At 72.6% G+C, this 26069-nt stretch carries 22 protein-coding genes and 1 tRNA gene; 10 read left to right on the forward strand and 13 right to left on the reverse strand.

What is annotated here, in order from left to right:
• Positions 1 to 31: 31 nt before the first annotated feature.
• Positions 32 to 217, reverse strand: a complete 186-nt coding sequence (locus tag ABIC30_RS19400) for a hypothetical protein (protein WP_056524620.1) — start codon at positions 215 to 217, stop codon at positions 32 to 34.
• Between the two features lie 285 nt (positions 218 to 502).
• Here ABIC30_RS19400 and ABIC30_RS19405 point away from each other — a divergent pair, with 285 nt between their 5' ends.
• Positions 503 to 1867 carry an alpha/beta hydrolase gene (locus tag ABIC30_RS19405; protein ID WP_354455946.1) on the forward strand — a complete coding sequence of 455 codons (1365 nt, stop codon included), beginning with the start codon at positions 503 to 505 and terminating at the stop codon, positions 1865 to 1867.
• 230 nt (positions 1868 to 2097) lie between these two features.
• On the forward strand, positions 2098 to 4344 hold the full coding sequence (locus ABIC30_RS19410) for a TonB-dependent siderophore receptor (RefSeq protein ID WP_354455947.1): 2247 nt from the start codon (positions 2098 to 2100) through the stop codon (positions 4342 to 4344).
• Positions 4345 to 4498: 154 nt separating this feature from the next.
• On the opposite strand, the gene ABIC30_RS19415 is transcribed toward ABIC30_RS19410, so the two are convergent.
• The 8 genes from ABIC30_RS19415 to ABIC30_RS19450 all read right to left on the reverse strand — a co-directional run bounded on the left by ABIC30_RS19415 (position 4499) and on the right by ABIC30_RS19450 (position 15188).
• Positions 4499 to 6058 carry a PhnE/PtxC family ABC transporter permease gene (locus tag ABIC30_RS19415; RefSeq protein WP_354455948.1) on the reverse strand — a complete coding sequence of 520 codons (1560 nt, stop codon included), beginning with the start codon at positions 6056 to 6058 and terminating at the stop codon, positions 4499 to 4501.
• On the reverse strand, positions 6058 to 6774 hold the full coding sequence (locus tag ABIC30_RS19420; RefSeq protein ID WP_354455949.1) for an ATP-binding cassette domain-containing protein: 717 nt from the start codon (positions 6772 to 6774) through the stop codon (positions 6058 to 6060). The genes ABIC30_RS19415 and ABIC30_RS19420 overlap by 1 nt, the downstream gene beginning before the upstream one ends.
• 5 nt (positions 6775 to 6779) lie before the next feature.
• A complete protein-coding gene (locus tag ABIC30_RS19425; RefSeq protein ID WP_354455950.1) occupies positions 6780 to 7754 on the reverse strand; it encodes a putative selenate ABC transporter substrate-binding protein in 975 nt (324 codons plus the stop codon).
• A 157-nt stretch (positions 7755 to 7911) separates the two neighbouring features.
• The gene (locus ABIC30_RS19430) at positions 7912 to 9237 is read right to left on the reverse strand and encodes an adenylate/guanylate cyclase domain-containing protein (RefSeq protein WP_020095569.1); all 1326 of its coding nucleotides are present in this window, start codon (positions 9235 to 9237) and stop codon (positions 7912 to 7914) included.
• Positions 9237 to 10649: a GTPase HflX gene (gene hflX, locus ABIC30_RS19435; protein WP_020095570.1), complete on the reverse strand. Its 1413-nt coding sequence runs from the start codon at positions 10647 to 10649 to the stop codon at positions 9237 to 9239. Before hflX ends, ABIC30_RS19430 begins: the two co-directional genes overlap by 1 nt.
• A gap of 249 nt (positions 10650 to 10898) precedes the next feature.
• Positions 10899 to 11150 (reverse strand): RNA chaperone Hfq, encoded by a 252-nt coding sequence (gene hfq, locus ABIC30_RS19440; RefSeq protein WP_007563033.1) that lies wholly within the window; start codon positions 11148 to 11150, stop codon positions 10899 to 10901.
• Positions 11151 to 11346: 196 nt separating this feature from the next.
• Positions 11347 to 12711 carry a nitrogen assimilation response regulator NtrX gene (ntrX, locus tag ABIC30_RS19445; RefSeq protein WP_020095571.1) on the reverse strand — a complete coding sequence of 455 codons (1365 nt, stop codon included), beginning with the start codon at positions 12709 to 12711 and terminating at the stop codon, positions 11347 to 11349.
• Positions 12708 to 15188, reverse strand: a complete 2481-nt coding sequence (locus tag ABIC30_RS19450) for a sensor histidine kinase NtrY-like (RefSeq protein WP_354455951.1) — start codon at positions 15186 to 15188, stop codon at positions 12708 to 12710. The genes ntrX and ABIC30_RS19450 overlap by 4 nt, the downstream gene beginning before the upstream one ends.
• A 131-nt stretch (positions 15189 to 15319) precedes the next feature.
• Here ABIC30_RS19450 and ABIC30_RS19455 point away from each other — a divergent pair.
• Positions 15320 to 15412: transfer RNA gene (locus ABIC30_RS19455), tRNA-Sec, on the forward strand.
• A gap of 210 nt (positions 15413 to 15622) precedes the next feature.
• Positions 15623 to 15871, forward strand: coding sequence for a hypothetical protein (locus tag ABIC30_RS19460; protein ID WP_103986185.1), 249 nt, complete (start codon positions 15623 to 15625; stop codon positions 15869 to 15871).
• A gap of 22 nt (positions 15872 to 15893) precedes the next feature.
• Here the strand turns inward: ABIC30_RS19460 and ABIC30_RS19465 are convergent, their stop codons facing one another.
• Entirely contained in the window at positions 15894 to 16289 is a 396-nt protein-coding gene (locus tag ABIC30_RS19465) for a hypothetical protein (protein WP_020095574.1), read from the reverse strand.
• Positions 16290 to 16486: 197 nt separating this feature from the next.
• Here ABIC30_RS19465 and ABIC30_RS19470 point away from each other — a divergent pair, with 197 nt between their 5' ends.
• On the forward strand, positions 16487 to 16723 hold the full coding sequence (locus ABIC30_RS19470) for a DUF4170 domain-containing protein (protein ID WP_020095575.1): 237 nt from the start codon (positions 16487 to 16489) through the stop codon (positions 16721 to 16723).
• Positions 16724 to 16949: 226 nt separating this feature from the next.
• Positions 16950 to 17894: a ribose-phosphate pyrophosphokinase gene (locus ABIC30_RS19475; RefSeq protein WP_012318471.1), complete on the forward strand. Its 945-nt coding sequence runs from the start codon at positions 16950 to 16952 to the stop codon at positions 17892 to 17894.
• Between the two features lie 45 nt (positions 17895 to 17939).
• On the opposite strand, the gene glgX is transcribed toward ABIC30_RS19475, so the two are convergent.
• Positions 17940 to 20063 carry a glycogen debranching protein GlgX gene (glgX, locus tag ABIC30_RS19480; protein WP_020095576.1) on the reverse strand — a complete coding sequence of 708 codons (2124 nt, stop codon included), beginning with the start codon at positions 20061 to 20063 and terminating at the stop codon, positions 17940 to 17942.
• A 54-nt stretch (positions 20064 to 20117) separates the two neighbouring features.
• The gene (locus ABIC30_RS19485; RefSeq protein ID WP_042672419.1) at positions 20118 to 21539 is read right to left on the reverse strand and encodes an alpha,alpha-trehalose-phosphate synthase (UDP-forming); all 1422 of its coding nucleotides are present in this window, start codon (positions 21537 to 21539) and stop codon (positions 20118 to 20120) included.
• A 430-nt stretch (positions 21540 to 21969) separates the two neighbouring features.
• On the opposite strand from ABIC30_RS19485, the gene ABIC30_RS19490 reads away from it, so the two are divergent.
• From ABIC30_RS19490 to ABIC30_RS19505, 4 genes are all read left to right on the forward strand, one after another.
• A complete protein-coding gene (locus ABIC30_RS19490) occupies positions 21970 to 22515 on the forward strand; it encodes a hypothetical protein (RefSeq protein ID WP_354455952.1) in 546 nt (181 codons plus the stop codon).
• A gap of 4 nt (positions 22516 to 22519) precedes the next feature.
• On the forward strand, positions 22520 to 22957 hold the full coding sequence (locus tag ABIC30_RS19495) for a phage holin family protein (RefSeq protein ID WP_354455953.1): 438 nt from the start codon (positions 22520 to 22522) through the stop codon (positions 22955 to 22957).
• Positions 22958 to 22962: 5 nt separating this feature from the next.
• Positions 22963 to 23334 (forward strand): DUF3618 domain-containing protein, encoded by a 372-nt coding sequence (locus tag ABIC30_RS19500; protein ID WP_020095580.1) that lies wholly within the window; start codon positions 22963 to 22965, stop codon positions 23332 to 23334.
• A 119-nt stretch (positions 23335 to 23453) separates the two neighbouring features.
• Positions 23454 to 24281 (forward strand): hypothetical protein, encoded by an 828-nt coding sequence (locus tag ABIC30_RS19505; RefSeq protein ID WP_354455954.1) that lies wholly within the window; start codon positions 23454 to 23456, stop codon positions 24279 to 24281.
• Positions 24282 to 24456: 175 nt separating this feature from the next.
• Here the strand turns inward: ABIC30_RS19505 and ABIC30_RS19510 are convergent, their stop codons facing one another.
• Complete coding sequence (locus ABIC30_RS19510) at positions 24457 to 25974, reverse strand: malonate--CoA ligase (RefSeq protein ID WP_020095582.1); 1518 nt, start codon at positions 25972 to 25974, stop codon at positions 24457 to 24459.
• Positions 25975 to 26069 lie beyond the last annotated feature (95 nt).

A 26069-nucleotide genomic window follows, 5' to 3' on the forward strand; every position in this document is an offset into this window, starting at 1 on the left:
CCGGCACCCGTCGATCGGAGCGGCGGGCCGGTCAGGCCTGCGGCGGATCCCGGCGGTCGACGCGCACCGGCACCGGCACGGGCTTCGGGGCGGACCCGGCGTCGCGGAGGTCGGCCAGGATCTGGGCGACGAACGCCTGGAGCGACACGAGGCTGAACAGGGTGATCGACGCGACCAGGGCGGCGGAGACCAGGGTCTTGGCGGTTTCGGGATCCACGGCGGGAGTCCTTGGCTTCGCCCCGCCGCGGGCGATCCGGGCGGGGGGCGCCGCTGTGGCGCCGGTGCCTCCCCAAAGTGGGCGCGCCGCCCGCGCCGCGCCAGCGCCGCCGCGGTCGCGCCTGGCATGCGCGGAGGGCCGGGCTCGGCCGCGATCCCGGTCGCCGCGACGCTTCGTCCGGCCGGGGATGATCGCGCGGGACCGTGCAGCTTTCCTGGCTGGTGGAACGTTGCGTTTCCCGCAATAAGCGCCGGCGCGGAGCGGCGCGCATCCGGGAGAGACGGCATGGCCGGCAGCGGCATCGCGGGCGGCATCGCGAACGGCACCCGCGCGGCGCTGCGCGCCGCTCAGGGGCTGATCCTGGCCGCCGGACTGGGAACTGTGCTGGGAGCCGGGCCTGTCGCGGGCCCCGCCCGGGCGCAGGGGCCGGTCCCGGCCCAGCCCGCGCCCCTGCCCGCTCCCCAGCCCGCGACGCCTCCGAACGCCCCGCCCCGGAGCGCGGCGCCCGCCCCCGCCGCGCCGAGAGCGGCGGCGGCGGCGGCGGCGGAGCCGGGCCCGGCCGAGCCGGTGACCCGCGCCGGCTACTTCTACATCGGCGGCCGCTACCAGAAGCTCGGCGACAAGACCGTGATGGTCGGCCAGATGTTCGTGCAGTCGCGCACCCCGGCCCGGGTCACGCAGCCCTACCCGGTGGTGATGGTCCACGGCCTCGCCCAGACCGGCGTGAACTACCTCGCCACCGCGGACGGCCGCCCGGGCTGGGTGCAGCGCTTCGTCGAGAAGGGCTACCAGGTCTACGTGGTCGATCAGGTCGGGCGCGGGCGCTCGGGCACCAACCCGGAGGTCTACGGGCCGTACGACCGGCTCGGCACGCGCAGCCTGGAGCGCACCCACACGGCCCCGGAGGTCTACGATCTCTACCCGCAGGCCAAGCTCCACACCCGCTGGCCGGGCGGGGCCGGCGTGCAGGGCAACGCCGCCTTCGACCAGTTCTTCGCCAGCCAGGTCCCGTTCCTCGCCAACAGCCAGCAGACCGAAGAGCTGGTCGATCCGGCGCTCGTGGCGCTGCTGGACAGGATCGGGCCGGCGATCCTGCTCACCCACGGTCAGGCGGCCCTGTTCGGCTGGGCGGCCTCGGACGCGCGGCCGGACCTCGTGAAGGCCCATGTCGCCTTCGAGCCCAATGGCCCGCCCTTCTTCGACGTGCAGTTCCGCGGCGGCAAGGAGTTCTGGGAGAAGACCGGCGACGGGCGCGCCCGCGCCTACGGGCTGACCCGCATGCCGCTGACCTTCGACCCGCCGGTCCGGGCGCCCGAGGACCTGACGGTGGCGCAGGCGGCCAAGGGGTCCGAATCCAAGTCCGACAGGGCCGCGGACGGGCGGATCCGCTGCTGGCTGCAGGGCGAGCCCGTCCGGTCCCTGCCGAACCTCGCCAAGGTGCCGGCCGTGGTGGTGACCGCGGAGGCCTCCTTCCACGCGACCTACGACGACTGCACCGTCGCGTTCCTGACCCAGGCCGGCGCCAGGCCGGACGTGGTCCGGCTGGCCGACCGCGGCCTCCACGGCAACGGCCACATGATGATGCTGGAGACGAACAGCGACGCCGTCGCGGACGTCCTGGCCGGCTGGCTCGCGGACCGGGTGAAGTAGCCCCGCGGGACCGCCCCCCCGCCGCACCACCGATACGTGTCGCTACGGCAACAGGCGTCGCCTTCCGCGTGAAGGCCGCTTGCGGCCGCGTCCGGCTGCCCGTAGTCCGGATGGAGAAAGATCAAGTTTTACAGTACTTTATCACAATTCTAAACAGCGCGGCCGAGACGCCGGGGTGGGTCCCGGCGCGCGCGGTCGGCTGCCCGCAGCGTCGCATCCGGCAAGAGACCATGAGAGCCGTCCACCCCCTCCCCGGCATCACCCTGCGCGCCCTGCTCGCCGGGGCCTCGCTCGCCGTGCTGGCGCAGGCCGCGCCGAGCCTCGCCCAGGACGCGCCGCGCCGCGGCGGCGCCGGCCCGACCGCCGGCGGCAGCGTGCAGCTCGAGGAGCTGAGCGTCACCGGCCAGGGCGGCGGCCCGGCCTCCGGGGCCCCGGCCGGCGCACCCGTGCGCGGCGCGGAGAGCCCGACCGGCCCGATCGACGGCTACGTGGCCCGGCGCTCGGCGACCGCGACCAAGACCAACACCCCGCTGATCGAGACGCCGCAATCGATCAGCGTCGTGGGCCGCAAGCAGCTCGACACCCAGAACGCCCAGACCCTCACCCAGGCGACCCAGTACGTCGCCGGCACCTACGCGGGCACCTTCGGCGCCGACACGCGCCTCGACTTCTTCCAGCTCCGCGGCTTCGTGGTCAGCGATTACGGCCTCTACCTCAACGGCCTGCAGCTCCTGAACTACGGCTTCGCCTACAGCCGCGTGAACACGTTCGGGCTGGAGCGCATCGAGGTGCTGCGCGGCCCCTCCGCGGTGCTGTTCGGCGCCGGCAATCCCGGCGGCCTGATCAACCAGATCAGCAAGCGCCCGACCGAGACCCCGTTCGGGCTCGTCGAGGTCGGCGGCGGCTCCTTCGACCAGCGCTACGCCGCCTTCGACGTCGGCGGTCCGGCCGACGCCGAGGGCCACTGGTTCGGCCGCCTGACCGGCTACGCCCGCAACGGCGGCACGCAGGTCCAGGGCGCGCCGGACGACAGCTACTACATCGCCCCGGCCTTCACCTATAAGCCGGACGGGTCGACCAAGTTCACGGTCCTGTCGAGCTTCCAGCACGACAACACGGCCGTGACGGCGAACTTCCTGCCCTATTACGGCACGGCCCGGCCGACCGTGCTCGGCCTGCGCATCCCGCGCTCGCTCAACGTGGGCGATGCCGGCTTCAACACCTTCCGGCGCGACCAGGCCTTCATCGGCTACGAGTTCGAGCACGTCTTCGACGACACCTGGGCGGTGCGCCAGAACGCCCGCTACGGCTACACGCAGAGCTTCCAGAACTCCTATATCGGCCAGCTCGGCTACACCGACCCGCTCCAGACCCGGCTCGGCCGCTACCTGTTCCGGGATTCCGCCAAGATCGCGCAGCTCGACGTCGACACGCAGGCCGAGGCCAAGTTCTTCGACGGCTTCTTCCGCCACGACTTCCTGATGGGCGTGGAGTACCGGAACTTCCAGATCCACGACAACCAGGCCTCGGGCTTCCCCGGCCCCGACCTCAACATCCTCGCGCCCTCTTACGGCCCGCAGGCGGTCTCGGCCTCGCCCTACCTGATCAACGCCAACTCGTTCCAGCAGGTCGGCCTCTACTTCCAGGACCAGATCAAGCTCACGCCGGAGCTGACCCTGATCCTCGGCGGCCGCCAGGACTTCGTCCAGAACACCGTCTACGACCGCCTGACGCCCGCCAACACCAACGGCCGCAACGACAGCGCCTTCACCTACCGGGCGGCGGCGATCTACAACTTCGACTTCGGCCTCGCGCCCTACATCATGTACGCGACCTCGTTCCAGCCCCAGATCGGCGTGGACATCAACAACCGCACCTTCAGGCCCGATACCGGCGACCAGGTCGAGGGCGGCGTCAAGTTCGAGCCGCCCGGCCAGGGCTACTTCCTGACGCTGGCGGGCTTCGACATCCACCGCAACAACGTGCTCACCCCCAACCCGGTGAACACGATCTTCCAGACGCAGGTCGGTGCGGTGCGCTCCACCGGCTTCGAGGCGCAGCTCGTCGCCAACGTCGCCGACGGCCTCAACCTCGTGGCGTCCTTCACCAAGTTCGACTTCACCACCGAGCGGGATGCCGATCCGGTGCGGGTCGGCAAGACGCCGGTCAACATCCCCCAGACCCTGGCCTCGCTGTTCGCCGACTACACCATCCCGCTCGGGCCGTGGCGCGGCTTCGGCTTCGGCGGCGGCGTGCGCTACGTCGGCAGCTCCTTCGCGGATGTCGGCAACACCCTGCGGGTGCCCGACTACGTGCTGTTCGACGCGCAGGTGCACTACGATTACGAGAACTGGCGCTTCCAGGTGAACGCCTCGAACCTCGCCGACCGACGCTACGTCGCCTCCTGCCAGTCGAACGTGTCGTGCTTCTACGGCGACGCCCGGCGGGTGCTGGCGAAGGTCAGCTACAAGTGGTGAGGTGGCCCGGGCGGTTCTTGTTTGCGGCCGCCCGCAGCATGGTGACCAGCCCCGTCATCGCGAGCGCAGCGAGGCGATCCAGGGCAGCGCGACATCGGCGGGTGTGGCGCTGCTGGATTGCTTCGCTCCGCTCGCAGCGACGGCGGCGCTCCGATCAGCCGTCCGCAGCCTCCGCCCCGGTGATCGGCTGCGGCCCGGAGAGCCGGGTCGGCAGGGTGTCGATCCGCAGGGACCGGCGGAGCGCCCGCGAGAACGCGTCGACCGCCATCGTCACCAGCGCGGTGGCGGCGATCAGCACCAGGGCCACGTCGAGGCGCAATTCCGAGATCGCGGCGTCGACATAGAAGCCCAAGGTCGTGACCCCCAGGATGCCGAAGATCGCGCTCTCCCGCAGGATCAGCTCCCAGCGGTAAAGCAGGTAGGCCAGGAACTGCCCGTAGAGCCGCGGCACGGTCTCGTAGGCGTAGAGGTCGAGGCCCCGGGGGGCGTCCGCCCGGTAGGGGATCGCGTCGGCGTGCCGGCCCATCAGGTAGGCGACGATGCCGGCATTGTGCAGGGCCAGCGCCAGGATCGCCGGCAGCATCGAGGGGCCGAGCAGCTGCAGGGCGACGTAGGCCAGCATGTATTCCGGCGTGGAGCGCACCACCACGAGGAGCGCCCGCCCCAGCGGCCGCCCGATCGGCCCGGCGAAGCGCCGCGCGGTCAGCGGGAACAGGACGAGGGCCCCGAGGGCGGTGGCGGCCAGGGCGATCTGCGCCAGGATCAGGGTCTGGGCGGTCCCGGGCAGGACCTGCTCGGTCAGGATCGGGCGCAGCCACGACCAGAGCCGCGCCCAGGTCTCGGGCTCGGCGAGCGGCGCGCCCCGGAGCGGGGCCGGCACGACGTCGTGGCCGAGGAAGCGGGCGAGGCTCGGGCCGATCGCCGCGCTGCCGACGGTCGGCGGCAGCGCCAGCACGGCGCCGACGAGGAGGAACGGCAGGGTCCGGGCGCGCACCCAGAGCCGGCGCGTGCCGATCAGCGCGTAGAAGATCAGGAGCAGCGCCCCGGCCTCGGCGTAGCGGCCCTGGCGGAAGGCGGATTCGAAGGCGAAGCCCATGGTCGGCAGGCCGATGAAGCCCAGCACGAGGCTGGAGCGCAGGCCGCATTCGAGGCGATAGAGGGTGTAGTCGCGCATCCGTCCGGCCACTTCGGGCAGGCGCGCGTACAGGAAGGCCGAGACCGCGCCGGTGCCCGCGGGCAGGACGCGGAGCGCCGCGAGGTCGGCCTCCTCGATCAACTCGGCGTAGACCTTGGCGCAGATGCCCGCGTAGGGCAGCGCGATGGCGAGGACGCCGGTGGTCGCCGACAGGCCGAAGACCTGCATCAGCAGCAGCGCCCAGAACAGCTCGTGGACGGCGCGCAGGCCCGCGCAGGCGAGCCGGACGGCGCGCGAGCGGGCGAAGGGGACGGCGAGCAGCAGCCCCGTCCCGGCCCCGAGCCCGACGCCGAGCATCGCGAAGGCCACGGTGTAGAGGACGCTCCAGCCCTCGACGGCGGGGAAATCGGGCCGGATCAGGCCGCCCAGCAGCCGGGCGAGGTCGGCGAAGGGATGGAGGGTCGTGACCTGCAGGTCGGCGACCAGCAGGCCGGCGAGCGCCGCCGCCAGGAACCAGCGGCTCACCGCCGCGTAGCCCGGCCGCGGCAGGAACCCGGCCTTGCCGGCGAGAGCGCCCATCAGGCGGCCTCGTAGAACGGGCTGAGCCGCGCCGGATCGAGGCCGGCCGACGGCGCGTCGAGGACGATCCGGCCGGCCTCCAGCACCACGATCCGGTCGGTGTGGGCGAGGGCCAGGGCCACGTCGTGGAGCGCCAGGATCAGGGTCTCGTGCCCGCGGGCCAGCTCGGCGAGGACCCGGCCGCCCTGCTGGCGGTCCAGCGCCGAGACCGGCTCGTCCGCCACCAGGATCGGCCGTCCGTTGTAGAGGGCGCGGGCCACCGAGACGCGCTGCTGCTGGCCACCGGAGAGTTCCCCGGCCCGGTCCCAGAGCCGGTCCGCGAGCCCGACCCGGTCGAGGACCGCCGCCACGGCGGCGACGTCGGCCCGCGCCGGCCGGACCAGGGTCCGCAGGTTGTGCAGGGTCGAGCGCCGGTCGAGGCGGCCCATGTAAACGTTGTGGAACACCGAGAGCGGCCGCACCAGGGCGGCCGCCTGCGGCACCAGGGCCACCCGCCCGGGGGCCTGCCCGTGGATCAGGCCGATCAGGGTCGACTTGCCGGCCCCCGAGCGCCCCATGAGCGCGACCCGCTCGCCCGCCCGCACGGTCAGGTCGAGGCCCGACAGAACCGGGCGCCCGTCATAGGCCGCGGAGGCGTTCGCCAGGACGATGGCCGTGCCGGACCCCGCGCCCGACTCCTCGCCGGCTGCCGTGCCGGCTGCCGCGCCGCGCGACACGCGCGTCAGTCCAGGAGGCCGGTGGAGCGTCCGACCTCGACGAGGGGCTCGTAGGCCGCGTTGGTTACGGGGATGAACTTCGAGCGCCCGAACGGCTCCAGGATCGCCGGGTCGGCGATGCCGGTCAGCGCGGCCCGCAGCCTGTCGGTGAAGCCGGCGCCGTAGGTCTGCTCCACGTCGCCCCGCACGGTCCACTGGTAATCGGGGAAGGTCGGGCTCTCCCAGATCACCGAGACGGCCTTCGGGTCGACCTTGCCGGCCTTCGAGTCGAGGTCCCAGACCGAGTAGTCGACGGCGCCGACCGCGAAGGCGCCGGACTGGACCAGCTGGATCGTCCGGGTGTGGTCGCCCGAGAAGCCGACCCGGGCGAAGACCTGCTCCGGGGTCTTCCCCGGGAAGGCCTGCCGGACGAAGTACTCGGGCATCAGCCGCCCGGAGGTCGAGGCGCGGGCGCCGAACGTGAAGGTCCTGCCCGCGACGGCCTTCGGGAAATCCTTCTCCGGCTTCAGCCCGGTGGCGGCGTTGGCGATGAGATAAGTCTTGAACGCCGCGTCCTCGGCGCCCTGCGCGATCGCCTGGGAGCCCGGCACGGCCTTGCGCGCCTGGACGCCGGTGAAGCCGCCGAACCACGCGAGCTGCACCTGCCCGTTGGTGAAGGCGGTGACCGCCGCCGGGTAGCTCTTCACCGGGATGTAGCGCACCGGCACGCCGAGCTCGGCCTCCAGATAGGCGGCGACCTTGCCGAAGCGCTCGACCAGCCGGCTCTCGTCCTGGTCGGGGATGCCGGTGAAGACGAGGGGCGGGAGCGCCTTCGCGGCCGGCTTCTCCTGCGCCCGCGCCGGCCCGGCGGCGGCCAGGGCCGCCAGGACGCCCAGGGCGAGCCGCCTCAGCCAGCCCGGTCCCGGCTTCGATCCCGACCTCGATCCCGGTTTGGAGCCCGGCTTCGATCCCTGCGTCGATCCCAGCGTCGATCCCTGCATCGCGTCCTCGTGGCACCGCGCCCACGCACGGTGGGCTCGCAACACGGCGGGCGTAGCAGAAGACGCCGCGCGCGCCAGCCTCGATCCTCGCGATCCCGGCGCCCTGCGGCGCCGGGAGACCGCCGAGACGCCGCCGGGATCCCCCCGGAAATCCGTCTCAGGCGCCGGGCGCCACCGCGATCGCCGACAGGGTGAGGTGCTCCGGCAGGGCGGCGTCCGGCACCGGCACGGCCCGGATCCCGGCCGGGAGCACGCCGCCGAGCAGGTCCAGGAAGTCTCCCGACGCGGCGATCTCGATCTCGGCCGCCTTGGCCTGGGTCTCGATCCGCGCCAGGGCGTTCATCGCCGGGCCCAGCACCGTGTACTCGGCCCGCACGCCGTCGTCGAAGACCCCGACCAGCAGGTCGCCCGCGTGCAGGGCGACCACGACCCGCAGGGGGAACAGATTCTCCCGGGCGCGGGCCGCGTTGAGCGCGGCGATCCGGTCGCGGATCGACAGGGCGCAGGCGAGCGCCGCGCGCGCCTGGACGTCGGGATGGCCGACGACGAACTGCACCAGCACCGCGTCGCCGATATACTTGTCGACGAGGCCGCCCTGCTCCGCCACCGCCGCCTGGGCCGCCGCCCGGACCCCCAGCAGGGCCGTCACCATGGCCTCGGGCGGGTGCTCGCGGGAGAGCCGCGAGAAGCCGCGGATGTCGAGGATCATCAGGCAGGCGTGGCGCCGGTGGATGCCGAGGCCGGAATCGCCGTCGTCGGCGGCGAGGTCGAGGGCGACCGTGTCGGGCACGAAGCGGGCGAGCTGGGTCCGCTCGTGCTCCATGCGCAGGGCCCGCACCACCGCGGCGCGCAGGCGGACCATGCCGTCGACCACCAGGAGGCCCGCCGCCATGAAGGTGGCGAGCCCGGTGAGCTGCGCGGTCGGGAAGGTGTCGGCGTTCGGGAACAGGTCCGGATGGATCAGGCCGACCAGGAAGGCCGCGCTCCAGCAGACGGTGACGAGCCCGCAGAATAGCAGGGTCTGCGCCACCCGCATGCTCAGGCCGGTCTGGAGCAGGAGCAGGAAGGCGGGCAGGCGGCTCACCGCGTCGGCGCCGAGCCCCGCCCCGCCCCCGGCCAGCATGTGCTCGATGATCACGTAGACGGCGAGCCCGGCATTGAGGCCGGTGCCGGCCCAGCTGTAGACGGTGGCCGCGGGGCCGCCGCCCCGCTCCCGCAGCCCGAACCAGATCGTGCCGAGGCCGTACAGGCCGAGGATGAACCAGTGGCTCAGGGCGTGCAGAGAGCCGTCATAGGCCTGGGCCGCCATCAGCAGCACCAGCACGATCACCACCCGGAGGCCGAGCAGGCGCAGGCCGCCGCCGGCCTGCATGGTCCGCAAAACCGCCTCGTCGTCCGATCCGGGATCCGCCCGGCCCTCGGCAGGAGCCCGCGCGGGCCGCAGCGCGGAGAGCGTCGGGTTGCCGGCGCTGCCCGAGGCCATCAACCGCCCCGGCCGAGGCGCCGGGCCGCCGCGAAGCGGTTGAGGAAGCGCGGCTCCTTCTCGGGGGCGATCCGGATCGCGAGATGCAGGGTGCCGTCGGCCTCCGACCGGCGGTCGAGGATCTCGGCGTTCTCGTAGAGCCAGTTCAGCGCCGCCCCGTCCTCCGGCGGCAGCGCCACCGCGAAGCTCGCGCGGTTGCGCCCAATCCGCGCCTCGATCCGGGCCGACAGCGCGGCGAGCCCCTCCCCGGTCACCGCCGAGACCAGGACCGGCGCGGCGCTGTCGCGGTCGTTGCGGGCCCTGGCCTGGCCGCTGAGGTTCAGGAGCCGCGCGCGCTCGTCGTCGTCGAGCAGGTCGGCCTTGTTCCAGACCTCGATGATCCGGTCGGTGCTGGTCTCGATGCCGAGCTCGCGCAGGACCTCGCCGACATCCTCGGCCTGGGCCTCGGAATCGACGTGGGCGACGTCCCGCACGTGGAGCAGCACGTCGGCCTCGATGGCGTCCTCGAGCGTCGCCCGGAAGGCCGCGATCAGGGGCGTCGGCAGGTCGGAGATGAAGCCCACCGTGTCCGACAGGATCACGGTCTCGCCGTGGGGCAGCTTGGTCGCCCGCGCGGTGGGGTCGAGGGTCGCGAACAGCATGTCCTTGGCGGTGACCTCGGCCCGGGTCAGGGCGTTGAACAGGCTCGACTTCCCGGCGTTCGTGTAGCCGACGAGCGCGACGATCGGGTACGGCACCCGGGCCCGGCTCTGCCGGTGCAGGCCGCGGGTGCGCACCACCGCGTCGAGGTCGCGCTCGATCCGGGTCATGCGCTCCTGGATCATGCGCCGGTCGGCCTCGATCTGGGTCTCGCCGGGGCCGCCCAGGAAGCCGAAGCCGCCGCGCTGGCGCTCCAGGTGGGTCCAGGAGCGGACGAGGCGGGACTTCTGGTAGGCGAGGTGGGCGTGCTCGACCTGCAGCGTGCCCTCGCGCGTGGAGGCGCGGCGCCCGAAGATCTCCAGGATCAGGCCGGTGCGGTCGATGACCTTGGCGCCCCAGGCCTTCTCGAGGTTGCGCTGCTGCACCGGCGACAGGGCGCAGTCCATCACGACGAGGCCGATCTCGCGGGCGCGGATCAGGCCGGCGATCTCCTCGACCCGGCCCTTGCCGAGATAGGTGGAGGGCCGGATCCGCGGCAGGCTGACGGCGAGGCTCTCGACCACGTCGAGCTCGATCGCGGCGGCGAGCCCGGTTGCCTCGTCGAGGCGGGCTTCCACGGAGCGCGACGGCGCGGCCGGTCCGGGGCCGGCCCCCGCCGCGCCGCGGGCGAGGTAGGGGCCGATCACCAGGGTGTGGGTCGCCGCGGCGATCTCGCCCTCGGGGGCGGCCTGCGCCTGGAGGCGGGCTTCGCCGGACGTCAGCGTTTCGGTCATACGGCCTTCGGCGCCGCCGCCCCGGGCGACGGCTTCGTTGGAGAGGTCGGAATGTCAGAATGGGGATGCGGGCGGGCCGGGCCAAGATGCCGGCCGCGAACGGGCACAGATATCCGTCGGCGGGCGGGGTCTCCGCCCTCCCCCCGCCGCGGCCGCGCCGGTCGCGCGGCGTCGCCCGCGCGGCGCATCGGGCCTCCGACCCGCCCGATCCCCGGCTTCCGGCCCGCTAGGCGCCGGGGCCGCCGGCCCTCACGCCTTCTCGGCGGTCTCGTCCGGCTCGAACAGCTGCACCGGGTGGCCCGGCATGATCGTGGAGATCGCGTGCTTGTAGACCAGCTGCGAGTGCCCGTCCCGGCGCAGCAGCACGCAGAAATTGTCGAACCACGTCACCACGCCCTGCAGCTTGACGCCGTTGACGAGGAAGATGGTCAGCGGAATCTTGTTCTTGCGGACATGGTTGAGAAAGGTGTCCTGAAGGTTCTGTGCGCGTTCGCCCGCCATCTTCTTGGCCTTCTTGTTGTCCCGGCTCGCTCGGTCCGGGAGGAGTATGCCGCGGGCCGGATCGTCCGATCATCCGGTCCAGGGCCGTGTATACCAACACCATGACGACGTGAAAGCGTGGGTGCAAGCAACCCCCGTTCCAGCCGATCCGTGACGGATCGGCCCCGCCCTCAACGCGCGCCCCGGCGCCGCGGTCTCACGGGCCGATGCCGAGGGACTTCAACTTGCGGTGCAGGGCCGAGCGCTCCATGCCGATGAACTCGGCGGTGCGCGAGATGTTGCCCGAGAACCGCGCGATCTGCGCCACGAGGTACTCGCGCTCGAAGATCTCGCGGGCCTCCCGGAGCGCGAGGCTCATCAGCTTCTCGCCGCCCGCGCCGCCCGGCGTCGTCGGCACCAGGGCGCCGATCTCGGAGGGCAGCATCTCCGAGGTGACCTCCTGCTCCGGGTCGGCCTGGGTCAGGATCATCAGCCGCTCGACGTTGTTCTTGAGCTGGCGCACGTTCCCCGGCCAGTTGTGCGACTGCAGCACCGCCATGGCGTCCTCGGCGATCCGGCGCTTGGGCAGGCCGGTCTGGGACGAGATGTTGTCCATGAAGAACTGGATCAGCTCGGGCACATCCTCCCGGCGCTCCGACAGGGCCGGGACCCGGATCGGCACCACCGACAGGCGGTGGAACAGGTCCTCGCGGAAGCGGCCGGCGGCGATCTCCTCCTGAAGGTCCCGGGAGGACGAGGAGATGATGCGGACATCGACGTGGACCCGCGTCGTGCCGCCGACCCGCTGGAAGTTCTGGTCGACGAGGACGCGCAGGATCCGGTTCTGGGTCTCCCGCGGCATGTCGGCGACCTCGTCGAGGTAGAGGGTGCCGCCGTGGGCCTCCTCCAGGGCGCCGACCCGCCGGCCGCTCTCGCCCTCGACCCCGAACAGCTCGGCCTCCATGGTCTCGGGCAGGATCGCCGCCGCGTTGAGGAGCACGAACGGGCCGTTCGAGCGGGCCGAGGCCTTGTGCAGGCTGCGCGCCGCGAGTTCCTTGCCGGCGCCCAGCGCCCCGGTGATCATCACCCGGGCGTTCGTCGGCGCCACCCGGTCGAGGGTCTGGCGCAGCTGGTTGATGGCGAGCGACGTGCCGACGATGCGGTTGGTGGCGCCGGAGCGCGCCGTCAGGTCGCGGACCTCGCGCCGGAGCCGGGAGGCCTCCAGCGCCCGCTCGGCCACCAGGATCAGCCGGTCGGCCTTGAACGGCTTCTCGATGAAGTCGTAGGCGCCCGCCTTGATGGCCGAGACCGCGGTCTCGATGTTGCCGTGGCCCGAGATCATCACCACCGGCAGGTCGGGGTTCGCGGCCTTGATCAGGTCGAGCACCTGCAGGCCGTCGAGCCGGGAGCCCTGCAGCCAGATGTCGAGGAAGACGAGGTGCGGCCGGCGCGCCTCGATGGCGGCGAGCGCCTCGTCCGAGCCGCCGGCCGTGCGGCAGCGGTGGCCCTCGTCGTCCAGGATCCCGGCGACGAGGTCGCGGATGTCGGCCTCGTCGTCGACGATCAGGATATCGGCGCTCATGCGTGCATCTCCGCGATCCGGGGGGCCGTCGGCGCGGCGCCCTTCTCCTCTGTCGTGACGGGACTGGTCTCAGGGGCCGCCGCCGCCGGCTCAGGCCCGTGCTCGCGCGGGACCCGCATCCGGACCTGGCCGCCGCGGCCGGCGGGATTGTCGTTCAGCTCGATCCCGCCGCCGTGCTCCTCGAGCACCTTGCTGACGATAGCAAGCCCCAGCCCGGTTCCACCCTCGCGGGTGGTCATGTAGGGCTCGAGCAGGCGCTGGCGCCCCTCGGCCGGGAATCCCTTGCCGTTGTCGGTGACGGCGATCACCGCGAACCCGTCCTCGACGGCGAGGTTCAGGCTGATCTTGCCCTTGCCGAGCTCGGCCTCCGGCACCTCGGCCACCGCCTCGACGGCGTTCTTGAGGATGTTGGTGATCACCTGGCTGAGCAGCCTGATGTCGAAGGCCGCCACGATCTTCTCCGCACTGCCCGCGCCGCCCTGGGCCGAGAACGCGAAGTCGATGTCCGGGTGCGCGACCCGCATCATGAACAGGTTCTGCTTGGCGATCTCGGTGAGGTCGTTCGGCGCGATGGCGGGCTTCGGCATCCGCGCGAAGGCCGAGAACTCGTCGACCATACGCTTGATCTCGTCCACCTGGCGCACGATCGTGGCGGTGCACTGGTCGAACACCTCCTTGTCGGCGGTGATGACCTTCCCGTACTTGCGGCGGATCCGCTCGGCGGAGAGCTGGATCGGGGTCAGCGGGTTCTTGATCTCGTGGGCGATGCGGCGCGCCACGTCGCCCCAGGCGGAGCTGCGCTGCGCCTGGACGAGGTCGGTGATGTCGTCGAGCGTCACCACCGAGCCGCGGGACGCCCCCTGCGCCTGCTCGCTCGTGACCCGCACCGTGATGGTGCGCTCGCCCCGGGACCGGGTGAGCTGGACCTGCTGCTGCTGCAGGCTGCGCGGGCGCGCCTCGCTCTCGGCCAGCACCGGCGCGAGCTCCGGCACCGCGCGGGCCAGCGGCTCGCCGACCAGGGCGTCGCTCGCGAGGTCGAGCATCCGCTCGGCGGCGGGGTTGGCGATGGTGACGAAGCCCGCCGCGTCGAGGCCGATCACCCCGGGCGAGACCCCCGACAGCACGGCCTCGGTGAAGCGGCGGCGGGTGTCGATCAGGTCGCTCGCGGCGATCAGACCGGCGTGCTGGCGGCGCAGCTCCTGGGTCATCTTGTTGAAGCTCTCGCCCAGGTGGGCGAGGTCGCCGCTGGTCTTCTTGGTCGGCACCTGGGCGTAGAAATTGCCCGACGCCACTTGGTCGGCGGCGTTGATCAGCCGCCGGATCGGCGCCACGAACCGGTTGGCGAAGTTCATGCCGAACCAGACGGCCGAGAGCAGCGCGATCAGCGCGATCAGCAGGAACACCGACGCGAAGGTGATCTGGATCGAGCGGCGCAGCGAATCGTAGGTGAGGTACTCGGCCGCCGCCGCCCGGGACACGCCCGGGAACTCGATGGCGAGCTGGCTCACCTCCCGCTGCACCATCAGCACGGCGTCGTCGTAGGCCGGCATGCGCAGCAGCGCGGCGAAGACCCGGCCCTCGGTGGGCAGGAGGCAGATCGGATCGGCGGAGTTCGCCGCGTCCTCGAAGGCCGCCGCCGAGGGCAGGCGGTTCGTCTTCAGGACGTCGATCTTGGCCCGGGCCACCACCTCGGTGGGGCCGCGCATGATCTGCGCCACCGGCAGGCCGAGATTGGTCGCCCGGGTGGTCAGGAAGGTCTGGAACCAGTCCCGGTTCACGTCGAAGTTCGGCCGGGCCCGGGTGAGGTCGTCGGCGAGGATGCGGATCTCGCGGGCGAGGCTCTGGCACTGGTTCTCCTGGTAGGCGTCGGCCACCTCCACGGATTTCAGCACCACGTCCCGGACCCGGTCGGTGAAGCCGAGCGACAGGCCCCGGTCGATCGTCACCGAGGCGACTACGGCGAGCAGGATCGTCGGCAGGATCGCGATCAGCGAGAACAGGCCGACGATGCGGGTGTGCAGGCGCGCCACCGCGGCGTTGGCCTTGCGGGCGTGCAGGAAGACCCGCGCCTCCCAGGCGATGATGACCGCGAGGCCGAGCACCAGGGCGGCGTTGATGGCCAGCAGCGTCACGCCGTAGGCCGGCGTCGGCGTCACCCGGATCACCCCGGCCAGGATCAGGAAGGTCGCGAGCGCCGAGACCAGGGCGGTGATCACCATGGCGGCGCCGATCCAGCCGGGACCGCGCGGGCCCGGCCGCAGCGATTCCGCCAGGGGCGTGCCGGACGGCTGGGACGCCTCGGGGCCCGCGGGCGTGCCCGCGTCCCGCTGATCCGCGGCCGGCTGGACCGCGTCCTGCTGGACCGCGTCCTGCTGGACCGCGTCCTGCTGGACCGCGTCCTGGCCCGCCCCGTCGGCACCCCTCTCGGGGACCGACGCGGGGCCTTCCTCTCTCCGTGAGCGTCTCAGGAACGGCATGACTGGTGCAGGGCCACAACAGTGTGGCGGAATTAATACGAATCCGGGCGTCCGGGCGGCGGATCGGCGGCGCGATCCGCCGCACGCGGGCGGCCTTGACCCCGCCCCGCCCTGCCCGTACCCCCGGTCGCGGAGGCGAACGGGGTCTGGTGGCCCTCCTGGTCTTCAAAACCAGTGGTACGCCAACAGCGTACGGTGGGTTCGATTCCCATCCGCTTCCGCCACGCTTCAGACAATCGAAACCGATAAACCAGTGTTCGCCGATATTCAGGCGACACGTGCGATTAAATTCGCGATACTGCTTCATCGGAACTGTGGGGGTGCCGGCTCGTTTCCCGCGATCGATCCCGCACGGGTGCCCGCGTGAAGAACCGATCCGCCGCCACCGTCCCGTTCCCGCCGGCCGCGGCCGGCCGCGCGCGCTGAGGCCGGCCATGCTGGACAGACTCGTCACGCTCCTCCCGCCCGGCGCCCGCGAGGCGCTGCGAACCCTCGCGGCGCGCCGGCCCGTGCGACTTCCCCCGCGTCGGCCGGGCGCCGAGGCCACGATCCTGCCGGGGCTCGACGCGCGGCCCGCCCCGATGGCGCCGCTGCACCCGCCCGCCGCCATCAACGACAATCCCCTCCAGGCCCTCCACGACGCCGTCGAGCGGGACCTGCGCGCCAGCGGCCACCTGCGCTGAGCGCGGGCCGCGCGGCCGACCGTCAGCGCTTGGCCGGTGCGGGGCCTTCGGGAATCGTCCCGGGCGCGATCCAGTGGCAGGCCGTGGTGCCGCGCACGGCGGCGCAGTCGTAGCTCGCGCCGCCCAGCGTCACCTTGTCGACGATGCCGGCGAGGTCCGTGCGCGCCAGCGCCGCGCAGCCGAGATGGTCCGCCTTGGGGTCGGCCAAGTGCGCCGCGGCCGCCGCCGCACCGTCGCGCATCAGCATGCGGTAATTGGCCAGCGACGGGCAGCCGATCACCGGCGGCCCGGCCCGCCGGTCCGGGACGCTCCTGTCGGGGCGGGGCGCGCGGGGCGCCTGCTGGGCCTGGACCTGCGCCGCGCCGAGGCCGAGGGCCAGCGCGACGAGGACGGCGTCGGGGAGGAGGCGGCGTGTCATGGGCCGCTCGTAGCACGGCGCGTCCGGTGTTGCGCATCCACCGCGCCGCTACGTTCAGCCCCCCGGCCGGCCCCCTCGCCCGGCCCCCTCGCCCGGCCGCCGCAGACCTGCGGCGGATTCGGGGCTCGCCTGCGGATGTTCAGGCTTGACCGCGGGCCCGCCATTTGCGAGCGCCGCGCAGGAACGGAGGACGGGCCATGACGACGGAAATCGACAGCGACCAGAGACTGCACTTGGTCTTCGGCGGTGAATTGCAGGATCTCGACGGGGTCCGGTTCCGGGACATCAAGAACCTCGACATCGTCGGCATCTTCCCGGACTACGCCACCGCCCAGGCCGCGTGGCGGGCCAAGGCCCAGGCCACCGTCGACAGCGCGCAGACGCGCTACTTCGTGGTGCACCTGCACCGGCTGCTGGAGCCGCCGGCCCCCTGAGGGGACCGGGCGCGCGGGGATCCGAACCCGGGTCCGGGGCCGGGTCCGCCGCGCGCGTCCGCGGTGAGAGCGGGGTAAGAGCGCGGTGAGGGCGCGGCCGTGAAGGCATTGTGACACTTCCGGCCCGCTGCTAAGAGCCTCGCCCGTCATCGGATCGTTCCGGCTCCTCGGGAGACCGGTCTGAACAAGAGCGGCGGGAGGTCCGGCCGCGAGCGAGCGGCCGCCCATGAAATCCTCGATCAAGATCATCGCCGGGAATGCCAGCCGGCCCCTGGCCGAGGCGATCGCGGCCTATCTCGAATTGCCGCTCGCCAAGTGCATGGTCCGGCGCTTCGCCGACATGGAGATCTTCGTCGAGCTCCAGGAGAACGTGCGCGGCGAGGACGTGTTCATCGTCCAGTCGACCTCGTTCCCGGCGAACGACCACCTGATGGAGCTGCTGATCATGATCGACGCCGCGCGCCGGTCCTCGGCCCGGCGCATCACGGCGGTGATCCCGTATTTCGGCTACGCGCGGCAGGACCGGCGCACCTCCGGCCGCACCCCGATCTCGGCCAAGCTGGTGGCGAACCTGATCACGGAGGCCGGCGCCGACCGCGTCCTGACCCTCGACCTCCACGCCGGCCAGATCCAGGGCTTCTTCGACATCCCCACCGACAACCTGTTCGCCGCCCCCGTGATGGTGCGCGACATCAAGGAGCGGCTGCCGAGCGCCGACCGGATGGTGGTCTCGCCGGACGTCGGCGGCGTGGTCCGGGCGCGCGCCATCGCCAAGCGGATCGACTGCCCGCTCGCCATCGTCGACAAGCGCCGCGAGCGCCCCGGCGAGTCCGAGGTGATGAACATCATCGGCGAGGTCGAGGGCCGCTCCTGCATCCTCGTGGACGACATCGTCGATTCGGGCGGCACCCTGGTCAACGCCGCCGAGGCCCTGCTCAACGCCGGCGCCAAGGACGTCTCGGCCTACATCACGCACGGCGTCCTGTCGGGGGGCGCGGTCTCCCGCATCGCCGCCTCGCGGATGAAGGAGCTGGTGATCACCGACTCGATCCAGCCGACCCAGGCCGTCAAGCTCGCCCGCAACATCCGGGTGGCGACGATCGCGCCGCTGCTCGGCGAGGCGATCGGCCGGACCGCGACCGAATCCAGCGTCTCCAGCCTGTTCGACTGACGGCGCCGTCCGGCCGATTCCGGCCGGCCCTGAGGCGCCCCGCCCCTACCGGCCCGGCACCCAGCCGCCCCGGTTGCCGGTCTCGGTGCCCGGCGCGGTGAGCACCAGGACCGTGCGGCCCGGCAGCGGCACGGCGGTCCCGGCCGCGATCGCCGGCGCGCCGGGGGTGCGGGCGCCCGCGGGCTCGCCCGTGTCGAAGGCCGGCGTCCACGGGCCGCCGATCACCGGGGCGAGGCGGAAGCTGACGGCCTCCGCCCCGGCATTGAACAGCATCAGCAGGCGCTCGCCCGGGTCGCCGTCGTTGCCGATCTGCATGCCGAACACCTGAAGCCCGTCGTCGGACCAGTGCCGGACCTCCATCTCGATGCCCTCGGGGGAGAGCCAGTGCACGTCGCGCAGGGGCTCGTCGGGGTCGATCAGCGCGCCCGTGAAGAAGCGCCGCCGCCGCAGGGCCGGTTGGGCCCGGCGCAGGGCCAGCAGGTTGGCCACGAAGTCCGTGAGGGCCGGATCCGGATCGACGCTCCAGTCCATCCAGCTCGTCGGGTTGTCCTGGGCGTAGGCGTTGTTGTTGCCGCCCTGGCTGCGGGAGCGCTCGTCGCCCATGAGCAGCATCGGGACGCCCTGGGCCAGCATCACCGTCGCCAGCATGTTGCGCTTCTGGCGGGCGCGCAGGGCGAGGATCGCCGCGTCGTCGGTGTCGCCCTCGACGCCGTAGTTGCGGCTGACGTTGTGGTTATGGCCGTCGCGGTTGTCCTCGCCGTTGGCCTCGTTGTGCTTCTCCTCGTACGACACCGTGTCGGCGAGCGTGTAGCCGTCGTGGCTGGCGATGAAGTTGACGCTGGCAAGCGGCGAGCGCCCGGACGGGGCGAACACCTCGCGCGAGCCGGTCAGCCCCTGCGTGACCTTGGCGAGCGTGGCGGAATCGCCCTTCCAGAAGCCCCGGGCGGCGTCGCGGAACTTGTCGTTCCACTCGCTCCAGCCGCGCGGGTAGCCGCCGAGCTGGTAGCCGCCCTCCCCGACATCCCACGGCTCGGCCACCATCTTCACCCGCGCCAGCACCGGGTCCTGCGCCACGGCCTGGAAGAAGGCCGCCTGCGGGGTGAAGGCGAAGGGCGCCCGCCCGAGGCTCGAGGCGAGGTCGAAGCGGAAGCCCGCGATGCCGTAGGCGGTGACCCAGTGGCGCAGGGAATCGAGCACGAGCTGCATCACCCGCGGGTGGCTCGCGTCGAAGGTGTTGCCGCAGCCGGTGCAGTCGCGGTTGCGGCGCGGGTCGGCGGGGTCGAGCTTGTAGTAGCTGGCGTTGTCGATGCCGCGGAACGACAGGGTCGGGCCGGTATGGTCGCCCTCGGCGGTGTGGTTGTAGACCACGTCGAGCCAGGTCTCGATCCCGGCGGCGTTCAGCTCCCGGATCGCCGCCTTCAGGCCGCCGAGGCCGCCCTCCCCCAGGTAGCGCGGCTCCGGGGCGAAGTAGCCCAGGGGCTGATAGCCCCAGAAATTGACGAGCCCCTTCTCCACCAGGAAGCGGTCGTCCGCGAAGGCCTGGATCGGCAGCAGCTCCAGGGCAGTGACGCCGAGCTTGACGAGGTGCTCGATGATCGCCGGGTGGGCGAGCGCCCCGTAGGTGCCGCGCTCCGCCTCGGGGATGTCGGGATGGGTGCGGGTCAGCGCCTTGACGTGCGCCTCGTACACCACCGTCTCGGCGAGCGGCCGGCGGACCGGGTTGAGGGCGAGGTCGGGCACCTCCGGCGCGGTGACCACGCAGCGCGGCATGTAGACCGCGCTGTCGCGCCGGTCGATCCGGTCCTCGCGCCCGCCGCCCCGGCGGTGTCCGTAGAGCGCGTCGTGCCACCGGATCCGGCCGCGGATCTCCCGCGCGTAGGGGTCGAGGACGAGCTTCGAGGCGTTGAACCGGTGGCCCGCCGCCGGGTCCCAGGGGCCGTGCACCCGGTAGCCGTAGAGCTGGCCCGGTAGCACGCCGCGCAGGTAGCCGTGCCAGACGTCGTCGGTCCGGCAGGGCAGCCGCACCGTGCGGGTCTCGTGCCGCTCCCCCGGCTCGAACAGGCAGATGTCGACCGCGGTGGCGTGCTCGGAGAACAGGGCGAAGTTCACGCCGCGCCCGTCGAAATGGGCGCCGAGCGGTGCCGGCACCCCGTCGTCGACGGCGATCATGCGGGGCGTCCGGTCACACGGATGGCGGCGGGCGGGAGCAGCGGGAGGCGCCGGCTATTCGGCGGCCGCGGCGGCGGTGGGCGGCTCGCGCTCGACCGTGCGGAAGTTCTCGAGCTCCGCCAGGAAGTTGCGCGCCCACCAGTCGACGTCCTCGCGGGTCATGCGCTCGACCATCGGCTTCCAGCGCGCCAGCCGCTCGGCCTTCGGCATGTAGAGGGCCGCGCGGATCGCCTCGGCGACCTCGAACCGGTCGTAGGGGTTGATCAGCAGCGCCTCGGGCAGCTGCCGGGCGGCGCCGGCGAATTTCGACAGGACCAGCACCCCCGGATCGTCCTCGCTCTGGGCGACGACGTACTCCTTGGCGACGAGGTTCATGCCGTCGCGCATCGGCGTGACGAGCCCGACCCGGGCGGCCCGGTAGAGGCCGGCCAGCACGGGCCGCGGATAGGCCTTGGTGATGTACTGGATCGGCGTCCAGGCCGGGTCGCCGAGCGAGCCGTTGATCTCGCCGACCTTCTCGTTCACCTCGCGGGCGAGCTGCTCGTATTCCGGCACCTCGCTGCGGGATTTCGGCGTGATCTGGATGTAGGTGACGTTGCCGCGCTGGTCGGGATTCGAGGCGAAGAAGCTCTCCACCGCCTCCATCCGCTCGGGCACGCCCTTGGAATAGTCGAGCCGGTCGACGCCGATCAGCAGCTTGCGGGTGCGCAGGCCCGCGATGGTCTCGCGCACGACCTTGTTGGAATTGGCCTTCTCGGCGGCTTCCTTGAAGCCCGCGACGTCGATGCCGATCGGGAAGGCGCGGATCCGGGTCCGGCGGCCGTCGACCATCAGCGAGCCGCCGCCGAGCGGGATCGCCCGCTGGGTATCGACGAGGTTGCGCTGCAGGTTCTGGACGTCCGCCTCGGTCTGCAGGCCGATCAGGTCGTAGTCGACGATGGCGCGCAGGAGCTCGCCGCTCGCCGGCAGCGAGTTGAACACGTCGGCGGCGGGCCAGGGGATGTGGTGGAAGTAGCCGATCGGGTTGTCGAGCCCGAGTCCGCGCAGCTCGGCGGCGAGCGGCAGCAGGTGGTAATCGTGGACCCAGATGATGTCGTCGGGCTCGACCAGCTTGGCCAGCGCCCGCGCGAAGGTCCGGTTCACGCGGCTGTAGCCGGCATAGTCCGAGCGCGAGAAGGCGCCGAGCCCGAGCCGGTAATGCATGATCGGCCACAGGGCGCGATTCGCGAAGCCGGCGTAGTATTCCAGGTGATCCTGCGGCGAGAGGTCGACGACGGCGTACTGGACCCGGCCCCGATCAATCAGCGTCGGCTCCTCGGACGGCTCGTCCGTGATGGTGCCGCTCCAGCCGAACCACAGACCTTCGTAGGCCGTGAAGGCCTCCTTGACCGCGACGGCGAGGCCGCCCGCCGCCACCGCCTTGCCGCCCTCCTCCGGGACGGCGACGCGGTTCGATACGATCACAAGGCGTGCCACGCGGGTCGGCTCCGGATCAGGGGCGCGGGTCGGGTCGAGGATCTCGCCGCGCCTGCATCGGGACGTCACTATTATGTCAGAACGCGCGGAGGCCCTGCGCGATCCTTTGTCGGTCGTCCCGCAACCCAAGCGTGAAGCCGGGCGCGGGTCAAGTCGAGGCCCTGCCGTTCCGGGACAGGGCGGCCGCTCCGTCCCGGTCGAGCGCCCCGGTCGGGCGCCCCGTGCGAGCGTTGTACAAGCGTGGCGGTTCTGGCAGATCTTGCCTGAACGGCGCGTGAGCGGTGCCGCCCGTCGCGCCGGACCCCGCGCATGCATCGGAAGGGCGCACAGGGACCGGAACCCGCGACAGCCGAGTCGGTTACTCAGCCATCGCGGGGCCCGCGGTCGCCGCGAGCGGCCCCGTCCCCGCGCCGCGAGGAGTGTTTTCGAGATGGCCGGCAACGAGTTACCGCAAGGCACCCCCGCGGATCCGATCGCGGATCCGCACCGCGAGGGGCCGCACGCCGCGCCGCACGACGCGCCCCACACCGCCGCGGAGGAGCGCGCGCAGTGGCGGGCCCTCCAGGGCGACGTCGAGGGGCTCGCCGACGTGGCGGCCGAGCGCGGGCGCGGTCTGCTCGACGCGGCCCGGCTGCAGGCGCAGAGCTACGTCGAGCAGCGCAAGAGCGACGCCGCGCAGTCGGTCCACGACCTGGCGCAGACGATCCGCAATTCCGGCCGCGATCTCGGCGACAAGCCGAACGTCCGCGCCTTCTTCGACAGCGCCGCGGACGGGCTGGAGCAGCTCGGCTCCTCGATCGAGCGCCGCAGCCTCGGCGAGTTCTACAGCGAGGCCGAGGCCTTCGCCCGGCGCGCGCCGGTGGCGGTGGCCGTGGGGACCTTCGTGGCCGGCCTGATCGCCGCCCGCTTCATCAAGTCGTCCAGCCTGCCGCCGGAGGCGCCGGACGGCGACGCCCGCGACAGCTTCCGGGCCTGACGCCATGACCTACGGCTCCGACCCGCGCCAGGCGGGCCCCTCCACGGGCCCAGCCACGGGCCCCTCCAGCATCCAGAGCCTGATCGGCGACGCCCTGCGGGAGACCAACGAGCTCGCCCGCAAGGAGATCGCGCTGTTCCGGGCCGAGATGGCCGGCAACGTCCGCCAGCTCATCGTCGGCCTCGCCTGCATGGTCGGCTCGGCGGTGTTCGCCGTGGTCGCTCTGCTGGTGCTGATCGGCGCCTTCGTGAAGTGGCTCGCCACCATCGTGGGCTCCGAGTGGCTCTCGGCCCTGATCGTCGGCGGCGTTCTGCTGCTCCTCGCCCTCGGGATGGCCCTGTGGGCGCGCAGCGTCCTCTCCCTCTCGACCCTGGCCCCGAAGCGCACGACGCGCCAGGTCCGCCAGGATGCCCAGGCCCTCTCGGAGCGCGTGTCCGGATGAGTACGATGAACGACCTCGAGAAGGAGATCGAGGAGAGCCGCGCCCGGCTCGACGACACGATCGACCGCATCCAGGGCCGGCTCTCGGTGCCGAATCTCGTGGACGAGATGCTGGGCAATGCCCGCCGGGTGCCGGCGCTGAATACGACCTACGATTCGGCCCTGGAGGCGGTGCGCCGCAATCCCGTGCCGGTGCTGCTGATCGCGGCGGGCGTCGGCCTGCTGTTCAACCGGATGGCCCGCGACGCCCAGCGCCGCCGCACCGAGGTCTCGGCCGAGCGCGTGCCCACCCTGAACACCGGCGCGGCCCGCGGCTACGACCCCGACCGCCCGACGGTCCGCCCGGCCCGCGATCCGCTGGACACGACCGAGATCTGAGGACCGGACCCGTCCGGGTCCGGCCGGATCCGGGACGAGACACCGTGCCGCCCGGCCGGACGACCGGGCAGACCGGCGCCGAAGGCGGGCCGGCGAGACCGACATCTGAGGACAGCGCCATGACCGACAAGCCGGGTATCCCCTCCAGCACCCCCGAGCAGCTCGCCGCCGCGGCGGGGATGCCGCACGGCGCCGACGACAAGAGCCTGCGGCCAGATCCGGCCGGCCTCGGCGACCCGGGCACGCCCGGCACCGCCGCGGGCGACTTCACCCTCCGGCCCGATCCGCGCGGCCTGCACGACCCGCTCCGGCCCGGCGCGGCGACGGGCTCGCACGACGCGGCCGTGCACGACGCCGCCCGCGACACTGCCCAGGACGCTGCCCAGGACGCCGCTTCGGCCGCGAAGGACGGCATCCGGGCGGCGGGCGACCGGGCCACCGAGTTCGCCGGGCAGGCGCGCCGCACCGTCTCGGGCCTCGCCGACGACATCAACGACCGCCTCGGCGGGGCGGCCGATCAGGCGCGCGACCGCGCCACCGCGGCCTACGACGAGGCCCGGGAGCGGGCCGGCGCCCTCCATCGCCGCAACATGCGGGCGCTGGACGACCTGACCAACCAGGGGATCGAGGGGATCAACCGCGGGCGCACCGCCGTCGAGCGCTTCGTGGACGACAACCCGCTCCTCGTCGGCGTGGTCGGCGTGGCCGCGGGCCTGCTCCTCGGCGCGCTGCTGCCGCGCACCCGCCAGGAGGACCGGAGCATCGGTCCCTGGGCCGACGAGGTCCGCGACCAGGGCCTGCGCTACGCCCGCGAGGTGACCAATATCGGCCGCGAGTTCGTCCAGACCGCCCTCGATCCGGACAACCTCAACGCCGCCGCCCGCAAGGTGGTCGATCCGGAGAGCCACACGCCGCCCGCGGGCGAGCGGACGCAGCACAATCTCTGATTCGGTGGTCGAGGCCCCTCCGTAGGGGCCTCGGCGCCGTCATCCCGGGCGAGGCGACGTGCCCCGGAGTTGCGCGACGTCGAGCAGCGTGGCGCCGCCTGGATTGCTCCGCTCCGCTCGCAGCGACGCGGTGGCCGGATCCTCGCTCCGTCGACCCTTCTGACAGGACGGCGCGTCAGTCCCGGTACAGCCCCGCATGCGCCTCGCGGAGCAGGTTCTTCTGGACCTTGCCCATCGTGTTGCGCGGCAGCTCGTCCACGAACAGGACGCGCTTGGGGCACTTGAACCGGGCGAGGCGGCCCTCCAGGGCGGCCTGCACGCCGGCCTCGTCCGGGCAGCCGGCGCCGCCCACCACGACGGCGGTGACGGCCTCGCCGAAATCCGGGTGCGCCAGACCGATCACGGCGGATTCGACCACGCCCGGCAGGGCGTCGATCTCGGTCTCGACCTCCTTCGGGTAGACGTTGAAGCCCCCCGAGATGATCAGGTCCTTGCCGCGCCCGACGATGTGGACGTAGCCCCGGCCGTCGACCTTGCCGAGGTCGCCGGTGATGAAGAATCCGTCGGCCCGGAACTCGGCCGCGGTCTTCTCGGGCATGCGCCAGTAGCCCTGGAACACGTTCGGGCCCTTCACCTCGATCATGCCGACCGCGTCGGGCCCGAGGGCCGCGCCGGTCTCGGGATCGACCACCCGCAGGGACACGCCCGGCAGGGGGAAGCCCACCGTGCCGGCGACCCGGTCCCCCGCGTAGGGGTTCGAGGTGCTCATGTTGGTCTCGGTCATGCCGTAGCGCTCGAGGATGGCGTGGCCGGTGCGGGCCTGCCATTCCCGGTGCGTCTCGGCGAGCAGCGGCGCCGAGCCCGACACGAACAGGCGCATGCCCCGGGCCGCCTCCGGCGTCAGGCCCGGCTCCTTGAGGAGCCGGGTGTAGAAGGTCGGGACGCCCATCAGAGCGGTCGCCCGCGGCATCAGGCTCAGGATCAGCTTCGGGTCGAGCCGGGGCAGGAACAGCATGGAGCCGCCGCTCGCCAGCACCGTGTTGGTCGCCACGAACAGGCCGTGGGTGTGGAACACCGGCAGGGCGTGGATCAGCACGTCGTCGGCGGTGAAGCGCCAGTACGCGACCAGCGTCCGGGCGTTCGACGCGAGGTTGTCGTGGGTCAGCATGGCGCCCTTGGAGCGCCCGGTCGTGCCCGAGGTGTAGAGGATCGCCGCGAGATCCTCCGGACCCCGGGGCACGTCCGCGAAGGCGGCGCCCGCATCGGCGGCCCGGTCAGCGGCCTCCGCGGCGCTGCCGCCGCCCGCCGCGTCGAGGGTCCAGACCTGCCGGACGCCGGCGGCGGCCTCGGCGAGCGCGTCGCGCCGGCCCGGGTCGCAGACGAACACGGTCGGCTCGGCGTCGCCGAGGAAGTAGCCGATCTCCGCCGGGGTGTAGGCGGTGTTGAGCGGCAGGAACACGGCGCCGGCCCGGACCGCGCCGAGATACAGGAAGATCACCTCGGGGCTCTTCTCGACCTGCACGGCCACCCGGTCGCCGGGCGCGACGCCCGCCGCCCGCAGGGCCGCCGCGTAGGCGCCGGAGCGGGCGATCAGGTCCGCGTACGCGTAGCGGCGCCCGTCCGGCGTCTCGATCACGGTCTTGGCGGGATCGGCGGCGCCGTCCCGCACCAGGGAGAAGAGGTGGTTCGTCATCGTGAGGCTGGGCTATCACGGGCTATGGGTCGCGCGCACCCATAGCCGCCCGGAGGCCCCCTCGGCGAGCCCTTTCCGGCGGCGCGTCGTCCGCG

Source organism: Methylobacterium sp. 1030, from assembly GCF_040544715.1.
Taxonomy (GTDB): domain Bacteria; phylum Pseudomonadota; class Alphaproteobacteria; order Rhizobiales; family Beijerinckiaceae; genus Methylobacterium.

Bases quoted from the DNA above. Each gene is read 5' to 3' on its own strand.
- ABIC30_RS19495 (WP_354455953.1), top strand. From the start codon at position 22,520: ATGACCTACGGCTCCGACCCGCGCCAGGCGGGCCCCTCCACGGGCCCA.
- ABIC30_RS19430 (WP_020095569.1), bottom strand. From the start codon at position 9,237: ATGGCCTCGGGCAGCGCCGGCAACCCGACGCTCTCCGCGCTGCGGCCC.
- ABIC30_RS19460 (WP_103986185.1), top strand. From the start codon at position 15,623: ATGCTGGACAGACTCGTCACGCTCCTCCCGCCCGGCGCCCGCGAGGCG.
- ABIC30_RS19450 (WP_354455951.1), bottom strand. From the start codon at position 15,188: ATGCCGTTCCTGAGACGCTCACGGAGAGAGGAAGGCCCCGCGTCGGTC.
- ABIC30_RS19425 (WP_354455950.1), bottom strand. From the start codon at position 7,754: ATGCAGGGATCGACGCTGGGATCGACGCAGGGATCGAAGCCGGGCTCC.
- ABIC30_RS19405 (WP_354455946.1), top strand. From the start codon at position 503: ATGGCCGGCAGCGGCATCGCGGGCGGCATCGCGAACGGCACCCGCGCG.
- ABIC30_RS19505 (WP_354455954.1), top strand. From the start codon at position 23,454: ATGACCGACAAGCCGGGTATCCCCTCCAGCACCCCCGAGCAGCTCGCC.
- glgX (WP_020095576.1), bottom strand. From the start codon at position 20,063: ATGATCGCCGTCGACGACGGGGTGCCGGCACCGCTCGGCGCCCATTTC.
- ABIC30_RS19415 (WP_354455948.1), bottom strand. From the start codon at position 6,058: ATGGGCGCTCTCGCCGGCAAGGCCGGGTTCCTGCCGCGGCCGGGCTAC.
- hfq (WP_007563033.1), bottom strand. From the start codon at position 11,150: ATGGCGGGCGAACGCGCACAGAACCTTCAGGACACCTTTCTCAACCAT.
- ABIC30_RS19465 (WP_020095574.1), bottom strand. From the start codon at position 16,289: ATGACACGCCGCCTCCTCCCCGACGCCGTCCTCGTCGCGCTGGCCCTC.
- ABIC30_RS19470 (WP_020095575.1), top strand. From the start codon at position 16,487: ATGACGACGGAAATCGACAGCGACCAGAGACTGCACTTGGTCTTCGGC.
- ABIC30_RS19475 (WP_012318471.1), top strand. From the start codon at position 16,950: ATGAAATCCTCGATCAAGATCATCGCCGGGAATGCCAGCCGGCCCCTG.
- ABIC30_RS19490 (WP_354455952.1), top strand. From the start codon at position 21,970: ATGGCCGGCAACGAGTTACCGCAAGGCACCCCCGCGGATCCGATCGCG.
- ABIC30_RS19410 (WP_354455947.1), top strand. From the start codon at position 2,098: ATGAGAGCCGTCCACCCCCTCCCCGGCATCACCCTGCGCGCCCTGCTC.
- hflX (WP_020095570.1), bottom strand. From the start codon at position 10,649: ATGACCGAAACGCTGACGTCCGGCGAAGCCCGCCTCCAGGCGCAGGCC.
- ABIC30_RS19510 (WP_020095582.1), bottom strand. From the start codon at position 25,974: ATGACGAACCACCTCTTCTCCCTGGTGCGGGACGGCGCCGCCGATCCC.
- ABIC30_RS19500 (WP_020095580.1), top strand. From the start codon at position 22,963: ATGAACGACCTCGAGAAGGAGATCGAGGAGAGCCGCGCCCGGCTCGAC.
- ntrX (WP_020095571.1), bottom strand. From the start codon at position 12,711: ATGAGCGCCGATATCCTGATCGTCGACGACGAGGCCGACATCCGCGAC.